General features: G+C 67.9%; 19 protein-coding genes. 11 read left to right on the top strand and 8 right to left on the bottom strand.

Going from position 1 to position 15,726, the window contains the following annotated elements; genetic code table 11:
* Window positions 1-201: a hypothetical protein gene (locus H0264_RS08965; RefSeq protein ID WP_181583532.1), complete on the bottom strand. Its 201-nt coding sequence runs from the start codon at window positions 199-201 to the stop codon at window positions 1-3.
* A 143-nt stretch (window positions 202-344) separates the two neighbouring features.
* Entirely contained in the window at window positions 345-1,178 is an 834-nt protein-coding gene (locus H0264_RS08960) for an NAD(P)H-binding protein (RefSeq protein WP_181583531.1), read from the bottom strand.
* A gap of 162 nt (window positions 1,179-1,340) precedes the next feature.
* Here H0264_RS08960 and H0264_RS08955 point away from each other — a divergent pair, with 162 nt between their 5' ends.
* The 3 genes from H0264_RS08955 to H0264_RS08945 all read left to right on the top strand — a co-directional run bounded on the left by H0264_RS08955 (window position 1,341) and on the right by H0264_RS08945 (window position 4,356).
* Window positions 1,341-2,798, top strand: a complete 1,458-nt coding sequence (locus tag H0264_RS08955) for an MFS transporter (RefSeq protein WP_220139957.1) — start codon at window positions 1,341-1,343, stop codon at window positions 2,796-2,798.
* A gap of 82 nt (window positions 2,799-2,880) precedes the next feature.
* A complete protein-coding gene (locus tag H0264_RS08950; protein WP_231083439.1) occupies window positions 2,881-3,324 on the top strand; it encodes a MerR family transcriptional regulator in 444 nt (147 codons plus the stop codon).
* A gap of 15 nt (window positions 3,325-3,339) precedes the next feature.
* On the top strand, window positions 3,340-4,356 hold the full coding sequence (locus H0264_RS08945; RefSeq protein WP_181583529.1) for an aldo/keto reductase: 1,017 nt from the start codon (window positions 3,340-3,342) through the stop codon (window positions 4,354-4,356).
* Between the two features lie 157 nt (window positions 4,357-4,513).
* Here the strand turns inward: H0264_RS08945 and H0264_RS08940 are convergent, their stop codons facing one another.
* On the bottom strand, window positions 4,514-5,134 hold the full coding sequence (locus tag H0264_RS08940) for a GTP cyclohydrolase II (RefSeq protein WP_181583528.1): 621 nt from the start codon (window positions 5,132-5,134) through the stop codon (window positions 4,514-4,516).
* Window positions 5,135-5,226: 92 nt separating this feature from the next.
* On the opposite strand from H0264_RS08940, the gene H0264_RS08935 reads away from it, so the two are divergent.
* The 4 genes from H0264_RS08935 (at window position 5,227) to H0264_RS08920 (ending at window position 7,641) form a co-directional block, all read left to right on the top strand.
* Window positions 5,227-5,706, top strand: coding sequence for a carboxymuconolactone decarboxylase family protein (locus tag H0264_RS08935; RefSeq protein WP_181583527.1), 480 nt, complete (start codon window positions 5,227-5,229; stop codon window positions 5,704-5,706).
* Window positions 5,707-5,709: 3 nt separating this feature from the next.
* Entirely contained in the window at window positions 5,710-6,021 is a 312-nt protein-coding gene (locus H0264_RS08930) for a GNAT family N-acetyltransferase (protein ID WP_181583526.1), read from the top strand.
* Window positions 6,018-6,989, top strand: coding sequence for a pirin family protein (locus tag H0264_RS08925; protein WP_181583525.1), 972 nt, complete (start codon window positions 6,018-6,020; stop codon window positions 6,987-6,989). The genes H0264_RS08930 and H0264_RS08925 overlap by 4 nt, the downstream gene beginning before the upstream one ends.
* Before the next feature lie 160 nt (window positions 6,990-7,149).
* The gene (locus tag H0264_RS08920) at window positions 7,150-7,641 is read left to right on the top strand and encodes a hypothetical protein (protein ID WP_181583524.1); all 492 of its coding nucleotides are present in this window, start codon (window positions 7,150-7,152) and stop codon (window positions 7,639-7,641) included.
* Window positions 7,642-7,646: 5 nt separating this feature from the next.
* Here H0264_RS08920 and H0264_RS08915 read toward each other — a convergent pair whose 3' ends face one another.
* Window positions 7,647-8,486, bottom strand: coding sequence for a helix-turn-helix transcriptional regulator (locus tag H0264_RS08915; protein ID WP_181583523.1), 840 nt, complete (start codon window positions 8,484-8,486; stop codon window positions 7,647-7,649).
* A 211-nt stretch (window positions 8,487-8,697) separates the two neighbouring features.
* Between H0264_RS08915 and H0264_RS08910 the strand changes: the two genes are divergently transcribed.
* Window positions 8,698-9,705 (top strand): aldo/keto reductase, encoded by a 1,008-nt coding sequence (locus tag H0264_RS08910; RefSeq protein ID WP_181583522.1) that lies wholly within the window; start codon window positions 8,698-8,700, stop codon window positions 9,703-9,705.
* Window positions 9,706-9,709: 4 nt separating this feature from the next.
* Here the strand turns inward: H0264_RS08910 and H0264_RS08905 are convergent, their stop codons facing one another.
* The 3 genes from H0264_RS08905 to H0264_RS08895 form a co-directional block, all read right to left on the bottom strand.
* Window positions 9,710-10,180 carry a PaaI family thioesterase gene (locus H0264_RS08905; RefSeq protein ID WP_181583521.1) on the bottom strand — a complete coding sequence of 157 codons (471 nt, stop codon included), beginning with the start codon at window positions 10,178-10,180 and terminating at the stop codon, window positions 9,710-9,712.
* A 129-nt stretch (window positions 10,181-10,309) separates the two neighbouring features.
* Window positions 10,310-11,818 carry a malate dehydrogenase (quinone) gene (gene mqo / locus H0264_RS08900; protein WP_220139956.1) on the bottom strand — a complete coding sequence of 503 codons (1,509 nt, stop codon included), beginning with the start codon at window positions 11,816-11,818 and terminating at the stop codon, window positions 10,310-10,312.
* 103 nt (window positions 11,819-11,921) lie between these two features.
* On the bottom strand, window positions 11,922-12,440 hold the full coding sequence (locus tag H0264_RS08895; protein WP_181583520.1) for a hypothetical protein: 519 nt from the start codon (window positions 12,438-12,440) through the stop codon (window positions 11,922-11,924).
* 140 nt (window positions 12,441-12,580) lie between these two features.
* On the opposite strand from H0264_RS08895, the gene H0264_RS08890 reads away from it, so the two are divergent.
* A complete protein-coding gene (locus H0264_RS08890) occupies window positions 12,581-13,255 on the top strand; it encodes a TetR/AcrR family transcriptional regulator C-terminal domain-containing protein (protein WP_181583519.1) in 675 nt (224 codons plus the stop codon).
* On the opposite strand, the gene H0264_RS08885 is transcribed toward H0264_RS08890, so the two are convergent.
* Window positions 13,231-13,764: a CGNR zinc finger domain-containing protein gene (locus H0264_RS08885; protein ID WP_181583518.1), complete on the bottom strand. Its 534-nt coding sequence runs from the start codon at window positions 13,762-13,764 to the stop codon at window positions 13,231-13,233. The genes H0264_RS08890 and H0264_RS08885 overlap by 25 nt on opposite strands.
* A 38-nt stretch (window positions 13,765-13,802) precedes the next feature.
* On the opposite strand from H0264_RS08885, the gene H0264_RS08880 reads away from it, so the two are divergent.
* Window positions 13,803-14,756: an EamA family transporter gene (locus H0264_RS08880; protein ID WP_181583517.1), complete on the top strand. Its 954-nt coding sequence runs from the start codon at window positions 13,803-13,805 to the stop codon at window positions 14,754-14,756.
* 176 nt (window positions 14,757-14,932) lie between these two features.
* Entirely contained in the window at window positions 14,933-15,628 is a 696-nt protein-coding gene (locus tag H0264_RS08875) for a DUF8020 domain-containing protein (protein WP_181583516.1), read from the top strand.
* The last annotated feature ends 98 nt before the right edge of the window (window positions 15,629-15,726 follow it).

Genomic DNA, 15,726 nt, shown 5'->3' with positions numbered 1-15,726 from the left:
TCAGCCGAAGAGCTTGCCCTTCCACGCCACGAAGCCGCCGAAGGCGATGAGCAGCAGCAGGGCGACGAACCAGTTCGTCACCACGCCCACCACGATCACTATCGCCAGCACCGGCAGCGCCGCGATGGCGGCGATGACCGGCTGTTCCTTGATCGTCTCCAGCGCCGTGCGAGCCCGCTGCCGATCGATTTCCTTGGACATGCCCCCAGGGTAGGCGTACCTCCGCATTCGCTCCGGCCATGCGCGGTTCAAGGACGGCTGCGCCGCCAGCGTCCAATAGGCGTCATGGGCGCCGACGGCCCGGTGTGACGCGAATGCCGTTGCGCCCGTGCCGCGTCGATCGATCAGGAGAAATCGGCGAGGTGGTCGGCCACCCATTCGGCGTAGCCGCGCGGGGCCCGGCCGGTGAGCCGCTCGACGACATCGTTGACCTCGGCGGGCTTGCCGACCGTCACGGCCATCAGATCGAACAGGGCATTGATGAACGCGGGATCCATGAACTGCGCCATCTGCTCCCGCACCGGGGCGTCGTCGAGTTCCTCGAAGGTGAGCGGGCGGCCCAGCACCTGCCCGAGGATCTCGACCTGCTGCACCTGGGTGAGCGAATCCGGCCCGGTGAGGTTGTAGATCTGCCCGGCGTGCCCGCCGGCCAGCACCGCCACGGCGACCGCGGCCACATCCTTCTCGTGCACAACCGATGCCGCGGCCGCTCCGTACGCGGCCCGGATCACGTCGCCGCCCGCCAGCTGCATGGCGAAGGTCAGCGAGTTGATGGCCGGGAAGAGCAGGCGCAGGAACGTCCATTCGATGCCGGACGCCTCGACGGCCCGCTCCACCGCCCGGTGGTATTCGGCGATGACGTCGGGCTGCGGCTCGTCACCGTCGACCACCGCGCCCGAGGACAGGAATACGATGCGCCGCACGCCCGTCCGCTGCGCGGCGGCCAGCAGGGGCGCCACGTCCATTCCGTACTGCAGCACCAGGAAGATCGCTTCGACGCCCGAAAGCGCTTGCACCAGAGACTCTTCCGAGGTGAGGTCTCCCGCCACCGCGACGCCCGCGGGCAGGCCCGCGGACTCCGGCTGCCGGGTCAGCCCGCGCACCGGCAGGCCGGCGGCGTGCAGGGCGTCGACAGTGTCGCGGCCGAAGTGAGCGGTGGCGCCGACAACGAGGTACATGAGTTCTTCCCTTCGAGATGCGCGGCCCGATCGGCCGCATGTCACTCACTGTATCAGAACGGAATGATCTGTTCCAGTCTTGAACGGAACGAATTATTCTGTTTCAATCAGAACGGAACGAAACATTCCGTTCTTGAGATCCAGAGCTTCCGGGAGACCACCGTGACACTCGCAGTCGAACGCCCGCCCGCCGAGAACCCCACCGCCACAATCGAATCGGCGGTGCCACGACGCTGGCTCGGGCTGATCGCCATCCTGGCCGCCACCCTGCTCAACCTGCTGGACGCCACCATCGTCACCGTCGCGGCCCCCGCCATCCGCAACGATCTCGGCGGCTCGGTCGCGACCGTGCAGTGGCTCAGCGCCGGATACACCCTCGCCATGGCCATCGGACTGCTCACCGGCGGCCGGCTCGGCGACATGTTCGGCCGCAAGCGGGTCCTGCTGATCGGGCTGACCGGATTCCTCGTCGCCTCGATCCTGTGCGGACTCGCCACCACGATCGAGCTGCTGCTGATCGGACGGGTCGCCCAGGGGCTGTTCGCCGCGGTGATGGTGCCGCAGTGCTTCGGCCTCATCCGCGACCTGTTCGGACGCGAATTCGGCAAAGCCTATGCGGCTTTCGGCCCGCTCATCGGGGTCGCCACCATCGCGGGGCCGATCGTGGCCGGGCTGCTCGTCGACGCCGATCTGCTCGGCACCGGATGGCGCGCCATCTTCCTGATGAACCTGCCGCTCGGGATCGTCGCACTGGCGCTCGGGGCGTGGATCCTGCCGGCCGCGCAACCGCTGCCCGGACTGACCCTCGACCTGCGCGGCGCGCTCGTGGCCGGTTCCGGCATGGCGCTGCTGCTGTACCCGCTGGTGGAGGGCCGGGAGCTGGGCTGGCCGTGGTGGACGATGGCCATGCTGACCGCCTCGATTCCGGTGCTGGCCCTGTTCGCCGCCGATCAGGTGCGGCGCTCGCGCAGTGGCCGCGTCGCGCTGGTCGAGCTGGGCGTCTTCGCGAAGCGCTCGTACACCTCGGGCATTGTTTTCGTCACCGTGTTCTTCGGCGGGATCGGCGGATTCTCGCTGGCCGTCGGGCTTTTCCTGCAGATGGGCCTCGGCTACGGCGCACTGCGGGCCAGCCTGACCATGGCGCCCTGGGCGGTCGGCGCCTTCCTCGGTTCCGGGCTGAGCGCGGCGCTGGCGCCCAAGCTGGGGCGCGGTGTGCTGCATCTGGGTCTGGCGGGCATGACGGCCGGACTGCTCGCGCTGTTCGTCCAATTCGGCGGCACCGTCGCGCCCACACCGGCGGCGCTGGCGCCCGCCCTGCTGGGCTACGGACTCGGTATGGGGCTGATCTTCGTGCCGCTGTTCGGGATCATCGTGGGCGAACTGGAAGATCACGAGATCGGTTCGGCCTCAGGGCTGTTGGAGTCCTTCCAGCAGGGCGCGGCGGCGCTCGGCGTGGCCGCGCTGGGGACGGTCTTCTTCAGCGGATTCGCGATCGGCGACGGGCCCGAGGTGGCGCTCGGCGCGATGCGGACGGTCACCGGGGTGGCGGTGCTGCTCACCGTGGCGTCCTTCGCGGTCGCGTTCGGGCTGCCGAAGCAGCTCGGCGCGGCGCGGCACTAGCGGGTTCGGCAGAATCGAGCTTGCTTGGAGTGCACTCCAGGTGACTAGCGTCGTCGATGTTCCACACGGAAGGGCGAGATCAGTGGGCGTTCCAGCGCAGCGGGAAGTGGTTCGCGGGGCCGACTACGAGCGGCCGCGGTACTCGATCGGAGAGGTCTCCGAGCGGTGCGGGCTCACCCGCGACACGCTGCGCTGGTACGAGCGGATCGGGTTGATGGACTACGTGGGCCGGGATCACACCGGGCAGCGGCGGTTCAGCGACCGGGACCTGGATTGGCTGGAGCTGATCGGGAAGCTGCGGCGGACCGGCATGTCGGTGGCCGACATGGTGCGGTACGCGGAGCTGGTACGTGCCGGGGATGCCACGTACCCGCAGCGGCTCGAGATGTTCCGGCGGACCCGCGAAGAGGTGCTCGCCCAGATCGAGGAACTGCAGAACACAGTGGCCGTGCTCGACTGCAAGATCGCCCTGTACGAGGGCAATCCGGCGGCCGACTGGCGGACCGTGTCGAAAAAGGCGCGCTAGCGAAGGGATTCAGGCATGACCACCACGCAGATTCTTCCCGTCACCGCCCTCGGCAATGCCGGCGTCGAGGTCGGCGCGCAGGGGTACGGGGCCATGGGCATCAGCGAGTTCTACGGGCCGACAGACGCCACCTCGGCGCGGGCCACGCTGGACAAGGCACTCGAACTCGGTGTGACGCTGTTCGACACCGCCGACATGTACGGCGACGGGCACAATGAGACGTTCCTCGGCGAATTCGTGCGGGCGAATCGCGAGAACGTGGTGCTGGCAACGAAATTCGGCATCGTGCGCAAGCAGGACGATCCGACCTATCGCGGAATCGACAACTCCCCCGGCTACATTCGACAGGCGGTGGACGCCAGCCTGTCGCGGCTCGGCATCGATGTCATCGATCTGTACTACATGCACCGCAAGCAGCCGGGCGTGCCGGTCGAGGACACCGTCGCGGTGCTGGCGGATCTGGTGCGGCAGGGCAAAATTCGGCAGATCGGCCTGTCCGAGGTGACCGGCGCCGAACTGCGGGCGGCGCACGAGGTGTACCCGATCGCGGCCGTCCAGTCGGAGTGGTCGCTGTTCTCCCGCGACGTGGAGAACGGCGTGGTTCCGGCCGCCGCCGAACTCGGCGTCACCTTCGTGCCGTATTCGCCACTGGGGCGCGGCTTCCTGACGGGTTCGGCCACCGCCACCGCCGGACTGTCCGACGGCGACGTGCGCAAGCACATGCCGCGCTGGGCCGACGACAATGTGGCCCGCAACGAGGAACTGCTCGCACCACTGCATTCCATCGCCCAGGCGCGCGGCCTCACCCCCGCGCAGGTCGCCCTGGCCTGGGTACACGCCCGCGCCACCGTCCACAACGTCCCGGTCGTCCCCATCCCCGGCACCCGCAGCCCGAACCGCCTGGCCGAAAACGTCGCCGCCGCAACGATCGTCCTGACCGCCGAAGAACTCGCCACCCTGGAACCGATCGCCGCCCAGGTCACCGGAAACCGCTACGCCGACATGAACTTCACCTCGGCCGGCCGCGAATAACACTGGGACACAATTCAAAAGCGAGAGGCCCGCACGAGTTCCGTGCGGGCCTCTCGCGCTGAACGAGCAAAAGCCCAAAGGGCTCAGGCGCAGCCAAGAGCCGGGCGCAGCCCTATGGGGGTCCGGGGGCTCAGCCCCCGTTCCCCTTCCTCACCCCTCAACCGGCTAGGTCGATCGTGTGGCCGGTGTGCTCGGCCTTCGCGCGGAGGTAGCGGAGGTTGTTCGGGGTTGCGTGGACGCCGGTGGGGAGGGTGTGGCGCACGCGCACGCCGAGGGCGTCGAGCTGCCGCGCCTTGTCGGGGTTGTTGGTGAGCAGGTCGAGTTCGCCGATGCCGAGTGCACCGAGCATCTGGGCGGCGGCGGTGTAGTCGCGGGCGTCCTCGGGGAGGCCGAGGGCGGTATTGGCCTGGTAGGTGTCGAGGCCGGAATCCTGGAGGGCGTAGGCGTCGAGCTTGTTGTAGAGCCCGATGTCGCGGCCTTCCTGGCGCAGGTACAGCAGTACGCCGCCGGCCTCGGTGATGCGTTCGACGGCTTCGCGCAGTTGCGGCCCGCAGTCGCAGCGCGCGGAGCCGAACACATCCCCGGTGAGACACTCCGAATGCAGGCGGACCAGCGGTGTTGCCCCGGGTTCGCCGAGGACCAGGGCGAGGTGTTCGCGTCCGTCGGCGAGTCCGTCGAAGGTGACCGCGTGCGCGGTGGTCGAGTAGCCGTCGGCGAAGGTCAGCGGGATGCGCACACGGGTGCGCACGCTCGCCTCGACGGTGGTGGTGCCGCTCATGATTGCTCTGAACAGCACGGGCACGCCGGTTATGCCCGAAATATTCATACCGGAGGGCACGCTTCAACTTCTGTGCTTACGATGCCTCCACTATGGGGTCTCATGATCACGACCGGATTTGGCTCGACAAACAGCATCCTGAAATCTTTCACGCGCTCAACAGCGTCGCACTGACCATCCGCAATGCCGCCGCCACCGCCGATCTGGACCGCGCGGTCATGGAATTGGTGAATGTGCGCGTCTCACAGCTCAATACCTGCGCGTTCTGCCTCGATCTGCATGTGCGGCTCGCGCGGGAAGCCGGAGTCACCGCACAGCAACTCGCCGTCCTGGACGCCTGGCGCCGGTCCCCCGAGCTCTATACCGAACAGCAGCAAGCGGCCCTCACACTCGCCGAAGCGGTAACCACGCTTCCCGGGGAAACGATCCTGGAGCGTGAGTATGCTGCTGCGCGGCAACATTTGTCGGATGACCAGATGTCTGTCCTGATCTGGGCCGCGACCACGATCGGCGCGTTCAATCGCGTGTCGATCCTGAGCAAACATCCGGTGCGGGTGCGGAAGGAGAACTGACCAATGAGCGAACAGGCATTGGTGGCCACCGTCGTTCGGAACGATGAGCAACACCGGTACGAGGTCTGGTACGGGAACTCGCTCGCCGGCTTCAGCGAGTACCGCGAGCGCGACAACGACACCGTCTTCATCCACACCGAGGTGGACGGCGCGTTCAGCGGCAAAGGTCTCGGCAACAAGCTGGCACAGGACGCCATCGACGACGTGATCGCGCGCGGGCGCGTCATCGTGCCGCGCTGCCCGTTCATCAAAGGCTGGCTCGACAAGCACCCCGATTACGACGAGCACGTCGTCGGCAAAGGCATCAAACGATGAGCGACCTGGAGTCGCGGCCGGAGGAATCGCTGTGCGAATGCTCCGGGCGACCCGGGCCGCGCGCGGAATTCTTTCCCGCGCGCGAGGTTCCACTCGGCGGGGTGCGCGGGGTGACCGTGCACCGGTCGCTGCCGCAACGCGATCTGCCGACCGTGGGCGCGTGGTGCTTCCTGGACCATTTCGGTTCCAGCGGACCGTCGAAACCGCAGGGGCACGATATCGATCCGCACCCGCACATCGGATTGCAAACGGTCACTTGGCCTTTGGACGGCCGCATCCGGCATCGCGACAGCGTCGGCTCGGATGTGGAGATCTGGCCGGGGCAACTGAACATCATGACCTCCGGGCACGGGATCGCGCATTCGGAGTACCGGGTGCCGGGACACGCCTCCGGACACGGATTGCAGCTGTGGGTCGCACTGCCGGATGAAAGCCGGGATGTCGCACCGCATTTCGAACAGCATCGGGATCTTCCGGAATTCGAGCTGCCCGGACTGCGCGGAACCGTACTGATCGGATCGCTGGGCGGCGTGACCTCACCCGCCACGGCGTACACCCCGATTGTCGGTGCGGACCTTCGCATTTCGGCGGGAGCCGGACTGTCGCTGCCGATGAATCCGGAGTTCGAGCACGCACTCCTGGTGATCGACGGCGAGATTGCCGCCGACGGCGTCCCGGTGACGCCCGGCAGCCTGTTCTACCTCGGCTCCGATCGTGCCGAGCTGCCGCTGTCCAGCACCGCGGGTGCGCACGTGCTCCTGGTGGGCGGCGAGCCCTTCGGCGAAGACCTGGTGATGTGGTGGAATTTCGTGGCACGCAGTCACGAAGAGATCGAATCCGCCCGTACCGACTGGGAGAACCACGATCTCGACCGCTTCGCCGACATCGCCGGGCACACACCGGACCAGCGGATTCCCGCGCCGCCACTGCCGGGACTGCATCTGAAACCACGAAAACGGAAGTTCTGAGGGTATGTATCCGGGGGGAACGGAATCCGCTGTGCCACATGCCGGCAGCGATACACCGGCACAGCGGCTATCGGAAGATCGACTCGGTAGCGTCTGCCTACTGACCGGCGCGGTCACGGCGGGACTCGGTTCGCTGGCGCCCCTGCTGACACTCCGGATCATGAAGGCATCCGAGGACTGGCAGCAGGGGCTCGCGGACAGCGGGCGACTCGATCTGGTCAGCCTGCGTATGACTCCGGTGGATCATTTCACCGCCTGGTTCGACTACGGCGGCTCGACCGGGCTGAACGTGCTCGGCGTGCCGCTGGTGCTGATCGCCGTCGGCGCCGCACTGGCCTCCGCACCGCTGGTCGGCGGCGGCGGCTTCGACGGCGCACGTTCCCGCCTGCGCGGTTCGATCGCCGCCGGGCTGCTCCTGGTCATGACGCTGATCGTGGTGACCAGCGCAGCCATCGTCCGCAATTCACAAAACGACGACGGGAGCATGCTCACCGAGGTGGATCCCGCCGCGGGCCTCTGGTTCCAGACGGCGGCCGGAGCGGCGGCCATTGCCGCGCTCGCGGCCATTTGGGTGGCGCGTCGGCTGGTGCGATCAGAGAACCCGGAGGCCCCCGGCAGCGCCACCGCGACCGGGCATCCGCAGGGCGAGTAGGGATTTCACGAGCCGGTGAGGGTCTGGGTGCCGATGACCCGCAGCAGATCCAGCTTGTCCTGGGTGTCGCTGCCGGGCTTGGGGTAGTAGACGAGCAGGTGCCGGGTGGCGCTGGGTGTGACCAGCGGGTCGCAGATCAGTTCCAGCAGGCCGACTTCCGGATGGAGTACGCGTTTCACCAGTTCCGCGCCGGTGCCGACCTCGTGCTCGTGCCACAGCTGGTCGAATTCCGCACTGGCCGTGCGCAATCGGGCGACGAGCTCGGTGATGTCGGAATCCCCCGACCGGCGGGCGGCGGTGGCACGCAGATCGGCAACATGCTTGCGGCTCAAGGCATCCCGGTCGGCTTCCGGGAAGCGGTCGCGGCGGTGCGGCTCGGTGAACCACAGCCACGGCACACAGCGGTCCAGGCCGCGCAGGTGCGTGTAGTCCTGGAACAGCAGGGCGTGAATCCGGTTCTGCACCAGGATTTCCCCGAGGTCGGAGATCACGCAGGCGGGAGTGTCGTCCAGTTTGGTGAGCACGTGCAGCAGGCCCGGGGTCACATGCGTATCGCCGCCGCGCGCGGGCGGTTGATGGCCGGTCAGGTGATAGAGGTGGTCGCGTTCGCCGTCGGTCAGCCGCAGGGCTCGGGCCAGCGCGGCCAGCACCTGGGTGGACGGGCGCGGACCGCGAGCCTGCTCGAGGCGCGTGTAGTAGTCGGTCGACATGCCCGCCAGCAGCGCCACCTCGTCGCGGCGCAAGCCGGGGGTACGCCGGCGCGCACCGGCCGACAGGCCGACGGCGACCGGTTGCAGCTGTTCACGGCGGCGGCGCAGAAAGTCCGCGAGTTCGGTTCGGTCCACGGGTCCACTCTCGCGCGCGGTGGGACGGTTATCCAGGGGTTGTCAGTCCCCCGCTGCGCTTGACCGGAAGATCTCCGGCGAACCTGCCCGGTTGCGCTGACGACATCGCCGCACGAACTGGAGTAGTACGCGACGGCATAACGAGGGATCGGCGATCCTCCGATAAGACGTCCTCTCCCGGTCCCCCGATGTGGCGCGCAGGCTCGAAGCCATGACCAAGACACTCACACAGGTTCAGCTCGGCAAGACCGGACCGGTCGTCTCCCGTATCGGGCTCGGGGCCATGGGCATGTCGGGCATGTACGGCTCGTCCGACGACGCCACCTCGATCGCGACCGTGCACGCGGCCATCGACTCGGGGGCGAACCTCATCGACACCGGCGACTTCTACGGGATGGGGCACAACGAGTCGCTCATCCGCACCGCACTCACCGACCGCAAACGGGAGGATGTGCTGCTCAGCGTGAAGTTCGGGGCACTGCGCGGACCGGACCACAGCTTCGGCGGCGTGGACACCCGGCCCGCGGCCATCCGCAATTTCCTCGCGTACTCACTGCAGCGGCTGGGCACCGACTACATCGACATCTATCGGCCCGCGCGGCTGGATCCGGCCGTGCCGATCGAGGAGACCGTCGGCGCTCTCGCGGAGCTGGTGCAGGCGGGATACGTGCGGCACATCGGATTGTCCGAGGTCGGCGCGGAGACCCTGCGCCGGGCCGCGGCCGTGCATCCGATCGCCGATCTGCAAATCGAGTACTCGCTGATCTCGCGCGGCATCGAAGACGAAATCCTGCCCACCGCACGGGAACTGGGTATCGGCATCACCGCGTACGGGGTGCTGTCGCGGGGGCTGCTCAGTGATTCGCTGCGGAATGGACAGGCGTTCGCCGCCAATGATTTCCGCGCGCACAGCCCGCGCTTCCAGGGCGAGAACCTCACGGCCAACCTGCGATTGGTGGAGGCGCTGGCGCGGATCGCGGCCGAACACGAGGTGAGCGTGGCCCAGCTGGCCATCGCCTGGGCGCTGTCGCGGGGCGCGGACATCGTGCCGGTCATCGGCGCACGCCGCCCGGAACGCTGGGCCGAAGCCGTTGGCGCGGTGGATATCCGGCTGTCGGAGGGGGAGCTGGCGGCCATCGAGGCGGCCGTGCCCGCCGGGCAGGTGGCCGGTTCGCGGTACGCCGCCGAGCAGATGGCAATGCTCGACAGCGAACACTGAACCCCTACTTGCGACGGGGCCGCATGACAGCGGTGAAAGTGGCTGCGGCTACGGCCTTTCCGGTGTCGTCGGTAATGGTCACCGGCACCGCGAGCTCGATCTCGGTGTGGGCCTGGATGTCGGCGCGAACCTTCTCGATGGTCTCCGCCGACAGCTCCGAGGTGGCGAGGAACGGACCCGCCTCGCCCTTGGCACGCGCCAGGTATTCGATGCGGCCGTCCCGGGCGACGATGAAGGTCTCGCCCATCAGGTCGACGATGCCGGACACGGACGCGCCCATGGCCGCGGTTTCGGCGAGGCCGAAGAGCACGGCGGCGTGCAGGTCGCCATTGTGATTGAGATGCTCCGGGCGGGCGGCCATGCGCACGACATTGCGTCCGACGGCGAACTCGACCGCCTCGATTCCGGCGAACTGGATGAAGCCCAGCTTCTTGAAGCCCTCCATCACCAGGTCACCCATGGTGGCAATATCCATCTCGACTCCCGTCGCCCCGCAAAATTGAAACGTGTTCTATGTTTCATACCGAGAGTCGGCAGGGTTGTCCATACGCGCGCCGTCGGCACGCGGGCGAGGGAGATTTGGGGGCAAGGCCCCGAACCCCCTTCAGGCGCTGGGCTCGGGTGCCGCCAGGCCCAGGGCTTCGGCGGTGCGGGCGAGGGTGTAGCGGGCCAGGCGGGGGTCGGCACCCAGGCTCATACCGAGGGTGGGCATCAACTCGCGCAGGCGCGGGGCCCAGAGCGTGCGGTAGCGAGGGAAGCAGCGTTCCAGGACCTCGAGGAGGATGGCCGGGGCGGTCGACGCACCCGGGGACGCCCCCAGCACCGCGGCTATCGAACCGTCTTGGGCGGCAACCACTTCGGTGCCGAATTGGAGGACGCCGCCGCGGACGGGATCGGGTTTCACGATCTGGGCGCGCTGACCGGCGGTGATCATGACCCAGTCGGCGGTGCGGGCGTCGGGGGCGAATTCGCGCAGGGCGGCGAACTTCTTGCGGCGGGTGGAGGCCACCTGGGAGGCCAGCAGCCAGGCCAGGGAGGTATTGCCCTTCAGCATCGACGCCAGGGGGCCGATATTGTTCGGGCGCAGGGCACCCGGGGCGTCCAGGATCGAACCATGTTTCAGGAAGCGGGGATTGATGCCCGGGAAGGGTCCGAACAGGATGCTGCGGCGACCGTCCACGAGGCGAGTGTCCAAGTGCGGCATGGACATCGGCGGCGCGCCGGCGGGGGCGCGGCCGTACACCTTGGCGTCGTGCAGGTCGACCAGTTCGGGGTTGTCACAGCGCAGGAAGCGTCCGCTCACCGGCAGCAGGCCATACCCCTGCACCTCCGGCAGTCCGGCGTTCTGCAGGAGCTTGAGCGCCCAGCCGCCCGCGCCCGCGAACACGAAGCGGGCGTCGACCCGATGGGTGATCCGGTCGTTGTCGGTGTGGTGGTGGATGCGCAATTGCCAGGAGCCGTCGTTGTTCTGGCGCAGGCCGCGCACCTCGTTGCGCAGATGCACCGAGACACCGGCGGTTTCGAGATAGGTGAACATCTGCCGGGTGAGCGCGCCGAAATCGACGTCGCTGCCGGTGATGTCGCGGGTGGCGGCCAGCCATTCCGAGGGCAGGCGGCCACGGGCCACCAGCGGGGCCCACTCCTCGATGGTCTTGGCGGCGGAGCTGAACCGCATGGACGCGAAAAGCGGGTGCTCGGAAAGCTTTTCGTGCCGGTGCCGCAGAAACTGGGAATCCTCGATGCCCTGGACCAGCGTCATATGGGGCACCGGATTGATGAAACTCGTTGGCTTGCCGAGAATTCCGGCTTCCACGAGGGCGGCCCACAATTGCCGGCTCAGCTGAAATTGCTCGTTGACGGCGGCGGCGGTCGTGATATCGAGGGAGCCGTCCGGATTTTCGGTGGTGTAGTTGAGTTCACAGAGTCCGGAATGGCCGGTGCCCGCATTGTTCCAGGCCGCCGACGCCTCCGCGCCGAGCTCGGGCAGCCGCTCGTACACCGCGATGGACCAGCTCGGTTCGAGATGTTTGAGCAGAATACCGAGCGTGGCGCTCATGATCCCGCCGCCGATCAGAACCACATCGTAGGGGCGCAGGGCCGCTGGCATTCGCATTGTCATAACTCTCGGTGACCCCCGGATTCAACTCTTAGCGCACGGGCACGCTAGCACCGAACCGGGATACCCGCTCAGTCGCCGGATTACCGGGAACAGCGAATTACGCGAAGGCCAGCACGAGCAGACCGAGCAGTGAACCGGCGAAGACGAGGGTGTTGCGGATCTTCTGGAGCGTCCAAACCCAGTCGGGGAAGCCGGATTCCGCGACCTGGATGAGCGCCGGCACATCGATGCGGGCGAGTTCGGGATCGTTCTTCTTGGCGAAGGCGGCCTGAACGGACCGCACGGCGGTCAGATTGCTGTAGACGATGACCGAATTGGCCAGCAGCAACAGGGCCATGACCGCCCAGTTCACCGGGCGCATCCAGTCGAAGCCGGCCAGGTTGAGCCCGGCCATGACCAGCAGCAGCGTGGCGATGCCGCCGGGAGCCCACCACTCGTGGCCGCTGGCGTCGAAGCGCATGCCGTTCTCGCGCAGGGCCGTGGTGCGCACGCCCTGGCGGGCCAGCTCGTTCTCGGCCTCGTCCATGGCGGCGGCGCCGAAGCGATTGCGCACCAGCGGCATGCTCAGGAATGCGGCGGCGGCGACCAGTTCGACGGTGGCGATGACGGTGTTCATTGCGAATCTCCCTGCTGGTGAGCCGCTGCCCGCGACTCTCTTGAACTAAGTGCAAGAAGAACGTACATCGCGGCTTGAACTAAGTGCAAGAGATTTCTTGAACTTTGTGAAAGTCGCAGGTGAGCACCTAGGGTGGGGCCATGCCCCGCGACACGCTCACCCGCGAACAGATCGTCAGCGCCGCCATCGCCCTGCTCGACGAGGAGGGACTCGACGGCCTGAACATGCGCAGCCTGGGCAAGCGCCTCGACGCCGCCGCGACCGCCATGTACTGGCACGTCAAGAACAAGGACAATCTGGTGCGGCTGGCCACCGACGAGGTGTGGGGCGAGATCGAACTACCCGAACCGGGCCAGAGCTGGCGCGACGCGGCCGAGGCCATGGCCGCGAGCATGTACGCCATGATCAGCCGGCATCCTTGGATCATTCAGGTGCAATCCGGATATCTGGTCTACGGCCCCAACAAGTCTCGGCACGACGATCGCGCGCTGGAGATCTACGAGCAGGCCGGATTCGACGAGGCGGAAGCCGATCGGGCGGTCGCCACGGTCTTCATGTTCGTGCTCGGCAATGCCGCGGGCGCGGCGGCGAACGTCTCGCTCAACCGGCGCCTCGGGCGCACCGGGGCGGATCCGGAAGCCCAACTGGCGCAAGCGATGTCGGAGGCCACCGAGATCGCCATGCAATACCCGCGCCTGCGTACGCGCATCGAACGCGCGGCGGGCACCGACTACAACGCGGCGCCCGAGAGCAGCTTCCAGTTCGGGCTGGACACGCTGCTGGACGGCCTTCAGGACCGGTTGCGGGCCCGATAGGCCGCCACGGCATTGCGATTGCCGCAGGCGGTCGAGCAGTAACGGCGAGACCTGTTGCGGGACAGGTCCAGAACGATGCCCTCGCAGGCGTCGTCGGCACAGACGGCGAGGCGGCTGAGTTCGTCGGCGCGGATCAGGTCGATCATGGCCATGGCGGTTTCGACCTCGATGCGCACCGCCAGCGGCGCCTCCGGGGGGACGGCGTGGATGTGGTAGCCGAGATGGTCGTGCGAAACCAGCTGGGGGACGGCGCGATGCCTGCGCAGGATCTCGTTCACCAGATCGACCGCCGTATCGCGATCACTGAGCAGCAGGCGGCGCAGCGGCGCCCGGGTGGCGCGGACCTCGGTGAGCTCGCGGGCATCGCGGGCGTGCGCGCCGGTGTAGCCGTGCCTGACGAAAAACTCGGCCAGTTGGTCGATCTCGGTCAGAGTGTCCGGATCCTCGGCCGAGTTCACCAGCTCCACCGCGGCGGCCATGGCCGCTTCGGTGTCATGAGCAAAAGTCATGTTGACATATTACACATACGGTCTTAGCGTCATTAGTCATGGCGACAATGACTCATGACACCGCGGTGCGGGGACGGTTGCGAACCGGATTGATCATCGCGGTGGTGTCCGCGTCGTCGTTCGGGCTTTCCGGGGCGCTGGCCCGCGGGCTCATGAACGCCGGCTGGAGTCCGGCGGCCGTGGTCGCGGTGCGCGTGCTGGTGGGCGCGGCGGTACTGCTGCCCTTCGCCCTCGTACAGCTGCGCGGCGACTGGGATGTGCTGCGCCGCAATGCTTCCCTGATCCTCGCGTACGGCGTCGTGCCGGTCGCCGGTACGCAGCTCGCCTATTTCAACGCGGTCGCCCACCTACAGGTCGGCGTCGCCCTGCTGGTCGAATACACCGCGCCCATCGCGGTCGTGGGCTGGATGTGGCTGCGGCACCGGCAGCGTCCCGGCGCGGCCACCATCGCGGGCGGACTGCTCGGGTTGATCGGCCTGGTGCTCGTGCTGGATGTGACGTCGGGCGTCAGCACCAATGGCATCGGCATGCTGTGGGCGCTGGGCGCAATGGTCGGCGCGGCAGCCTATTTCGTGCTCTCCGCCAAGGGTGAGGGCACGATTCCCGGCACCGTCCTGGCGGCGGGCGGCCTGCTCGTCGGCGGGCTCACCCTGCTGGCGGCGGGCGCGGTCGGGATCGTGCCCATGCACGCCACCGCGAATCCCGTCGCATTCGAAGACTTCACCACGCCGTGGTGGGCGGTCGTTTTCGTGCTCGGCACGGTGACCGCCGCCCTGGCCTACGCCTCCGGCATCGTCGCGGCCCGCCTGCTCGGCTCCCGCATGGCCTCCTTCGCCGCACTCACCGAGGTGCTCGCCGCCGTCCTGTTCGCCTGGGCCCTGCTGGGTGAAGCACCCCGCTCGATCCAACTGCTCGGCGGCGCACTGATTCTCATCGGTGTGGTGGCCGTCCGCCTCGGCGAACCCGAAACCGCCGCGCACGCGGAGCAATAACCACGCAGGCGGACCGGGGACGACTGTGAGAAACCCCTAGTCCCGCCCCGGACACCTGGCAAGCCCCCTAATCCTCGGCCCAGATGTGCCGAGAGGGTTCCGCTATCGCAGTGGCCCGGGTAACTTTCGTCCGGATACTTCGGGCCGTGCGGCCCCGCAACGCGAGGGACAACTCCATGGGCATGACCAAAACCATTGCGCCGGTTCTCTTCTGCCTGGCAGCGGCCACCACGATCGCGGCCACCACCGCCACGGCCGAACCCGCGCCGGTCGGTCAGCAATCTCCCCTCCGGATCGACGGCACCGATCACGGCGTCGGTTTCGTGGCCGCCCTCAGCGAGGACTACCGGGCCGCCGTCGGCACCCTGCAGGCCGGACGCTTCCTCGCCACCTTCGACGGCCAGGCGGTCCTGGTCACCGACGACTCCGGCCTCGAGATCGCCACCGTCCCCCTGAAATACGATGTCGCCGGCAAGACCCTCGAGATCACCCCGTCGATCACCGACAGCGGTCGCCGCCTCACCCTCACCCCGGTCGCCGAGTCCCCGGTGGCGCTGCGCGACATCAATGCCCAGCAGCGCTTCTTCGACGTGGTCCAGGCCAACCTCCCCGCGGTGGCGGGCGGCGCGGCCATCGGCGCGGCCCTCGGCTTTCTGATCGGCTTCCCCGCGGGCCTGTTCATCTTCGACTTCATCACCATCCCGATCACCACCGTGGTGGGTGCGATCGTGGGCGGCGCCATCGGCTTGCAGCAGAGCGGCGGCGATGAGGCCGTCGAAGCCGCGCTCGCCTACGCCGAATCGATGGTCCCCGGCGCCTCCGACGCCATCCGCCCCGCCTTCGACGCCCTTCCGCAACCGCAGGGCCGCTGACCACGGCAATCGCCGAGCTATGCCGCTCGCACCCGCGCTGTAACCCCCATCCCATCTCCGCCGCGGGAATTCCCCTCCCGCGGCGCGTCTGGGTACGT

It is taken from the genome of Nocardia huaxiensis, from assembly GCF_013744875.1.
Classification (GTDB): domain Bacteria; phylum Actinomycetota; class Actinomycetes; order Mycobacteriales; family Mycobacteriaceae; genus Nocardia; species Nocardia huaxiensis.
Note: the sequence above shows the minus strand (reverse complement) of the source record. Positions and strands in the feature narration are given on the sequence as shown.

Excerpts from the sequence above, each read along its gene's own strand:
- H0264_RS08920 (WP_181583524.1), top strand. The coding sequence starts at position 7,150 with ATGAAGGCATCCGAGGACTGGCAGCAGGGGCTCGCGGACAGCGGGCGA.
- H0264_RS08880 (WP_181583517.1), top strand. The coding sequence starts at position 13,803 with ATGGCGACAATGACTCATGACACCGCGGTGCGGGGACGGTTGCGAACC.
- H0264_RS08925 (WP_181583525.1), top strand. The coding sequence starts at position 6,018 with ATGAGCGACCTGGAGTCGCGGCCGGAGGAATCGCTGTGCGAATGCTCC.
- H0264_RS08905 (WP_181583521.1), bottom strand. The coding sequence starts at position 10,180 with ATGGATATTGCCACCATGGGTGACCTGGTGATGGAGGGCTTCAAGAAG.
- H0264_RS08940 (WP_181583528.1), bottom strand. The coding sequence starts at position 5,134 with ATGAGCGGCACCACCACCGTCGAGGCGAGCGTGCGCACCCGTGTGCGC.
- H0264_RS08890 (WP_181583519.1), top strand. The coding sequence starts at position 12,581 with ATGCCCCGCGACACGCTCACCCGCGAACAGATCGTCAGCGCCGCCATC.
- H0264_RS08965 (WP_181583532.1), bottom strand. The coding sequence starts at position 201 with ATGTCCAAGGAAATCGATCGGCAGCGGGCTCGCACGGCGCTGGAGACG.
- H0264_RS08930 (WP_181583526.1), top strand. The coding sequence starts at position 5,710 with ATGAGCGAACAGGCATTGGTGGCCACCGTCGTTCGGAACGATGAGCAA.
- H0264_RS08885 (WP_181583518.1), bottom strand. The coding sequence starts at position 13,764 with ATGACTTTTGCTCATGACACCGAAGCGGCCATGGCCGCCGCGGTGGAG.
- H0264_RS08945 (WP_181583529.1), top strand. The coding sequence starts at position 3,340 with ATGACCACCACGCAGATTCTTCCCGTCACCGCCCTCGGCAATGCCGGC.
- H0264_RS08875 (WP_181583516.1), top strand. The coding sequence starts at position 14,933 with ATGGGCATGACCAAAACCATTGCGCCGGTTCTCTTCTGCCTGGCAGCG.
- mqo (WP_220139956.1), bottom strand. The coding sequence starts at position 11,818 with ATGCGAATGCCAGCGGCCCTGCGCCCCTACGATGTGGTTCTGATCGGC.
- H0264_RS08895 (WP_181583520.1), bottom strand. The coding sequence starts at position 12,440 with ATGAACACCGTCATCGCCACCGTCGAACTGGTCGCCGCCGCCGCATTC.
- H0264_RS08910 (WP_181583522.1), top strand. The coding sequence starts at position 8,698 with ATGACCAAGACACTCACACAGGTTCAGCTCGGCAAGACCGGACCGGTC.
- H0264_RS08935 (WP_181583527.1), top strand. The coding sequence starts at position 5,227 with ATGGGGTCTCATGATCACGACCGGATTTGGCTCGACAAACAGCATCCT.
- H0264_RS08960 (WP_181583531.1), bottom strand. The coding sequence starts at position 1,178 with ATGTACCTCGTTGTCGGCGCCACCGCTCACTTCGGCCGCGACACTGTC.